Raw genomic sequence first — 4,227 nt, forward strand, 5'->3', positions numbered from 1 at the left:
GTCGTGGGGTACGGGGGTCCTCGGCACGGGGAGATCCTTCCATTGGGCGAGATACCTCCGCTTCGAGGATATTGAGGTAGTTATGCCCTTTTCTTGGCTATATCCCCCGTTTGCCGGTCCGGCGCGTACCGGCGGGCGGCCCCGCCTACGGACCGTTACGCTGCATTCATGCCAACCGCTTTGATCACCGGCGCGACCGCCGGCATCGGCGCCGCGTTCGCCCGCCGCCTGGCGGCGGACGGGTTCTCTCTGGTCCTGGTGTCACGCGACGCCGCACGGCTGGAGGAGACCGCGGCCGGGCTCGCCCTCCGGTACGGTGTGCCGGCCCGCGCGCTGCCCGCCGACCTGGCCCGCGAACAGGACCTCGCCCGGGTGGCGGACCGGCTGCGCGAGGGGATCGACCTGCTGGTGAACAACGCGGGCTTCGCCCTCAACGGCTCGTTCACCGAGGTCTCCGCCGACGAGGAGGCCCGGATGCTGCGGGTGCACTGCGAGGCGGTGCTCCGCCTGACGCTCGCCGCCGTGCCGTGGATGCGCTCCCGCGGGCGGGGCGGCGTGATCAACGTCGGATCGGTGGCGGGGTTCTTCCCGAACGGCACCTACAGCGCGACCAAGGCGTGGGTGGCGACCTTCAGCGCGTCGGCCGGCGCCGAACTGGCCGACTCAGGGGTGCGGGTCATGGCGCTCTGCCCCGGTTTCGTGCGCACGGAGTTCCATCAGCGGGTCGGGATGGACACCTCCGGCATCCCGGGCCATCTCTGGCTGGACGCGGACCGCGTGGCACGTACGGCGATGCGCGACCTGGCCCTCGGCAAGCTGATCAGCATCCCGACGCTGCGCTACAAGGCGATCGCCGCCTGCGCCCGGCTGGTCCCGCCCGCTCTGGCGGCCCGGCTCGCCGCCCGCGTCGATCACTGATCCGGCCGCGGTTCCCGGGCATGCGAGAGGCCCTCACCGTGGGAGGGGGTCACAGCGAGGGCCTCTCGGTCGTGCGCCCAGGGGCGTCTGTCGGGCCGGCGTCCGGGCCTTGAGCCCGGCCGGCGGCCGGTGGTGGTCACCGGGCCCCGCCAGGCGGCCCGGTGACCCGTGCGGGTCAGCGTCCGACGTTGGCCGGGTGGCCGATCGCCAGACCGGAGCCCTGGTCGAAGAAGTGCAGGTTGTGGGTGTCCACGACCAGCTCGGTCTGCTGGCCGGGACGTACGTGGCTGCGGGCGTTGACCCGGGCGGTCCACAGGGACTTGTCGCCCGCCAGCGGGATCGGCTCGCCGTCCTCGTCGGCGTCCTTGGCGGCCACGGTGTCCTTGTGCTCGACCGGCGGGGCGTCGATCAGGAACAGCACGTTGATCTCGCTGCCCAGCTCCTCGGTGACCTCCGCGCGGACCGGCAGCCGCGCCCACCCGGCGCCGGTGTGCCCGTTGGCGGCGGCGGCGTCCTCGAAGTCGGAGGGGCGGATGCCCAGGATGACCTTCCGGCCGAGGTACTGGTCCAGGCCGGGCTTCTCGGTGAACGTCGAGGCGGGCACCGGCAGCCGGAACCCGGCGAACGCGGCGGCGGCGCCGCCGTCCACCTGGACCAGCTCGGCGGTCACGAAGTTCATCGACGGCGAGCCCATGAAGCCGGCCACGAACAGGTTGACCGGGTTGTCGAAGAGGTTCTGCGGAGTGTCTACCTGCTGGAGGATGCCATCGCGCAGCACGCAGACCCGGTCGCCGAGGGTCATGGCCTCGACCTGGTCGTGCGTGACGTAGACGGTGGTGACGCCCAGGCGCTCGTGCATCTGGTTGAGCGAGGCGCGCATCGAGACGCGCAGCTTGGCGTCGAGGTTGGACAGCGGCTCGTCCATCAGGAACGCCTGCGGCTCACGGACGATGGCCCGGCCCATCGCGACACGCTGGCGCTGACCACCGGACAGCGCGGCCGGCTTGCGCTTGAGGTACTGCTCCAGGCCGAGCATCTTGGCGGCCTGGTTGACCCGCTTCTGGATCTCGGGCTTGGGCATCTTGCGGAGCTTCAGGCCGAATGCGAGGTTCTCCGCGACCGTCATGTGCGGGTAGAGCGCGTAGTTCTGGAAGACCATGGCGATGTCACGGTCCTTGGGGGGCAGGTGGTTGACCACCTTCTCGCCGATCGCGATCTCGCCCCCGCTGATGTCCTCCAGGCCGGCGATCATCCGGAGCGCGGTCGACTTGCCGCACCCGGAGGGGCCGACGAGGACCATGAACTCGCCGTCCTTGATCTCCAGATTGAGACCGTTCACGGCCTTGACGCCGCCGGCGTAGATCTTGTCGACGTTGCTCAGAACGATGGATGCCATGACAGTCCTTCATGCGCGGGTGCGGCCCGGTTTTCCGTAGGGATCACCACGGATGTGGATACGTTTTCATGCATCTCACCTGAAACGGACATCGCTGTCAAGACCTGCTAGCTCACCAGCCGTTTCGTTATCAATCGGGCTGGCCTCGACCTGGAATACATGATGGAATCGTTTCCATGAAGACGCGGACGACCATCAAGGACGTGGCGGAGGCGGCAGGCGTCGGGGTGGCCACCGTCTCCCGGGTGCTCTCCGGCGGATCGGCGAGCCAGCCGACCAGGGAACGGGTGCTGGCCGTCGCGGCGGAGCTCGACTACCGGCCCAGCGCGCTCGGGCGCAACCTGCGCCAGCGCCGCACGGGCGGGATCGGCCTGCTCGTCCCCGACATCACCGACTCCTTCCACGGCCGGGTCGCCGACGGGGTGCTGGCCTGTGCGAGGGCCGCGGGCGAACCGGTCATTCTGGGCGCGACCGGCGACGACGCGGAGAGCGAGGCGGAGCTGATCGGCGTCCTGCTCGAACAGGGCGTGGAACGCGTCATCGCGGTGCCGTCCGGCGCCCCCGAGCCCTGGGGACCGGCGATCCGGGCCGGAATGACGGTGGTCTTCGCCGACCGGAGGGTCATCAGCCGTGACAACGCGCTGAGCGCGGTGCCCGCGGTCCTCGCCGACGAGCGCGCGGGCGTGCGCAACGCGGTGGAGTACCTGGTGGGGCTGGGCCACCGGCGGATCGCCTATCTGGGCGGCGTGGGGCAGCCGCAGCGCGCGGCGGCGTTCCGCGACACGCTGACGGCGCTGGGGATCGCGATCGACGAGGAGCTGATCGTCTTCGGCCGGGGGACGCGCGACTCGGCCTACGCCGCCGCGTCCGGGCTGTTCCAGCACCGGCCCGACCTCACGGGGGTCATCGCGGGCGGCAACGTGCTCGGGGAGGCGGCCGTGCTGGCCGCGCGGGAACTGGATCTGCGGGTGCCGCGCGACGTGTCACTGATCATGTTCGACGACGTGCCGTGGGCCGAGCTGTGCGCGCCGCCGCTCACCGTGATCGCCCCGCCCGCGCAGGACATCGGCTATCGCGCCGCCGAACTGGTGCTGCGTACGGCGGGCCGCCGGACGCGCGGCGTCCGGCTGCCCACCGAGCTGATCATCCGCGGGAGCTGCGGCCCCCGCAGGTGAGGCCGGGCGGGAGGGGCCGCGCCGTACGGCGCGGCGGCCTCAGCCGACGGCCTTCTCGATGGCCTCGGTGATCGCCGGGTCTGCGGGCTCGGTACGCGGGCGGAAGCGGCCGACCACATTGCCCTCGCGGTCCAGGAGGAACTTCTCGAAGTTCCACTGGATGTCGCCCGCCTGCCCGTCGGCGTCGGGCACGGCGGTCAGCTCGGTGTAGAGGGGGTGCCGGCCGTCGCCGTTCACCTCGGACTTGGCCAGCAGCGGGAAGTCGACCCCATAGGTGGCCGAGCAGAACTCCTGGATCTCCTCGGCGCTGCCCGGCTCCTGACCCGCGAACTGGTTGCACGGCACGCCGACGACGGTGAAGCCGCGCTCGCCGTAGCGCTGCTGGAGCTCGACCAGGCCGGCGTACTGCGGGGTGAGGCCGCACTTGGAGGCGACGTTGACGACGAGCACGGCCTTGTCGCCCGCGAGCTCGGCGAGCGTGGTGGAGGCGTCCGACAGGGTGCGGACCGGGATGTCACGAACATTCATGATCTTTAGCCTACAGGGGCGCGGCGGCGCGTGGCGGCGCGACGAACCCCCCTTAATCCCCATCAAATTCACCGTCGTTCACAAAAGCCAATGAATCAACCATTAAGCGGTTCTAACTCCAATCTTTCCAAATATCGTGGGCCGGCCCACCGGAGGGCGTTAACCGCCGTACCAGGCCGTGCGCGGCGCGCCGCCCGGTACGCCCGGCAC

Annotated in this window: 4 protein-coding genes; 2 read left to right on the forward strand and 2 right to left on the reverse strand. The window is 70.6% G+C overall.

Annotated elements, in window-relative coordinates; genetic code table 11:
* The first annotated feature begins 168 nt into the window (after window positions 1-168).
* Complete coding sequence (locus C1I98_RS36105) at window positions 169-918, forward strand: SDR family NAD(P)-dependent oxidoreductase (protein ID WP_111171778.1); 750 nt, start codon at window positions 169-171, stop codon at window positions 916-918.
* A gap of 175 nt (window positions 919-1,093) precedes the next feature.
* On the opposite strand, the gene C1I98_RS36110 is transcribed toward C1I98_RS36105, so the two are convergent.
* Window positions 1,094-2,314 carry an ABC transporter ATP-binding protein gene (locus C1I98_RS36110; protein WP_111171779.1) on the reverse strand — a complete coding sequence of 407 codons (1,221 nt, stop codon included), beginning with the start codon at window positions 2,312-2,314 and terminating at the stop codon, window positions 1,094-1,096.
* 176 nt (window positions 2,315-2,490) lie between these two features.
* Between C1I98_RS36110 and C1I98_RS36115 the strand changes: the two genes are divergently transcribed.
* Window positions 2,491-3,489, forward strand: a complete 999-nt coding sequence (locus C1I98_RS36115) for a LacI family DNA-binding transcriptional regulator (protein WP_111171780.1) — start codon at window positions 2,491-2,493, stop codon at window positions 3,487-3,489.
* Window positions 3,490-3,528: 39 nt separating this feature from the next.
* Here C1I98_RS36115 and C1I98_RS36120 read toward each other — a convergent pair whose 3' ends face one another.
* A complete protein-coding gene (locus tag C1I98_RS36120; protein WP_111171781.1) occupies window positions 3,529-4,017 on the reverse strand; it encodes a glutathione peroxidase in 489 nt (162 codons plus the stop codon).
* Window positions 4,018-4,227: the final 210 nt, after the last annotated feature.

Origin of the sequence: Spongiactinospora gelatinilytica (assembly GCF_003236385.1) — a bacterium.
Taxonomy (GTDB): Bacteria; Actinomycetota; Actinomycetes; order Streptosporangiales; family Streptosporangiaceae; genus Spongiactinospora; species Spongiactinospora gelatinilytica.

Bases quoted from the DNA above. Each gene is read 5' to 3' on its own strand.
- C1I98_RS36105 (WP_111171778.1), top strand. From the start codon at position 169: ATGCCAACCGCTTTGATCACCGGCGCGACCGCCGGCATCGGCGCCGCG.
- C1I98_RS36110 (WP_111171779.1), bottom strand. From the start codon at position 2,314: ATGGCATCCATCGTTCTGAGCAACGTCGACAAGATCTACGCCGGCGGC.
- C1I98_RS36115 (WP_111171780.1), top strand. From the start codon at position 2,491: ATGAAGACGCGGACGACCATCAAGGACGTGGCGGAGGCGGCAGGCGTC.
- C1I98_RS36120 (WP_111171781.1), bottom strand. From the start codon at position 4,017: ATGAATGTTCGTGACATCCCGGTCCGCACCCTGTCGGACGCCTCCACC.